This is a genomic window from Aerococcus sp. L_32 (assembly GCF_050689315.1).
Genome location: NZ_JBOEQF010000625.1, coordinates 1 through 1,006, shown reverse-complemented (window position 1 = coordinate 1,006; position 1,006 = coordinate 1). Strand labels below are relative to the sequence as shown.

The window sequence follows — 1,006 nt, the reverse complement described above, 5'->3', positions numbered from 1 at the left end:
AAAAATAAGGTCTTTAGCACGACTGTATTCATTGTAGAAAACGGACGGCAATATAAATATAATAATGTCCCTTATGATCAAAGAACTCGGGAGTAAGTAGCTGTGGGTAATGGGTAAAAAGTGAGCAAGAATGTTGATAAAGGGCACTATGGATAAAGCTAAGTTTCATTGAAGACTGATATATGCTATACTAATTGGGCTATAAAAAGTGACTCTATTTAGAGAGATAGATTAGTCAATATGAGGTGAAAAGTTTGAAAAAGAGAATAAGTGCTTTGCAAGAAAGCATGGCAGCTGAAGGTATTAATGCATACTATGTCACTGACCCATTTAATTTAAGATATATTTCTGGTTTTACTGGCACAAGTGGTACAGCATTAATTACAGCAAATAATGCGTACTTCATCACAGATTTTAGATATCGGGAACAAGCGAAAGTACAGTGTGCTGGCTATGAAATTATCATTGCTGGCGGATCTGCAGCGCATACTAGTCCATTGCGATTCGTTCAATCCGTAGTGGTTAACGAAAATCTAGGTCAACTTGGTTATGAAGAAGAATATATGACAGTTGCTAAATTTGATGAGTTAGAAGATATCGTTTCTGCTCGCTTAATCCCAGCATCTGGAATGATTGAAGCCTTACGTCAAACCAAAGACCAAGAAGAAATTACGACAATTCAACGAGCATGTGAAATTGCAGATGCAGCTTTCGAGCATATCTTAGGCTTTATTCAAGTCGGTATGACTGAAATCCAAGTTGCAAATGAATTAGATTTCTTTATGAGAAGCCAAGGGGCAAGTGGTGTTTCTTTTGAAACAATTGTTGCATCAGGTTATCGTTCTGCAATGCCACATGGCGTGGCCTCTGATAAAGTGATTGAAGCAGGCGATATCGTGACTATGGACTATGGTTGCTACTATAAGGGGTATGTTTCTGACATCACAAGGACTATCGCTGTTGGAGAACCATCAAGCAAGATGAAAGAAATCTATGATGTTGTTTT

General features: G+C 37.8%; 1 protein-coding gene. It reads left to right on the top strand.

Annotated features, from left to right (window positions below):
- Nucleotides 1–245 precede the first annotated feature (245 nt).
- Nucleotides 246–1,006 (top strand): M24 family metallopeptidase (locus tag ACRCJ0_RS15260; RefSeq protein WP_431391052.1); only part of this gene is annotated, 761 nt, incomplete at its 3' end.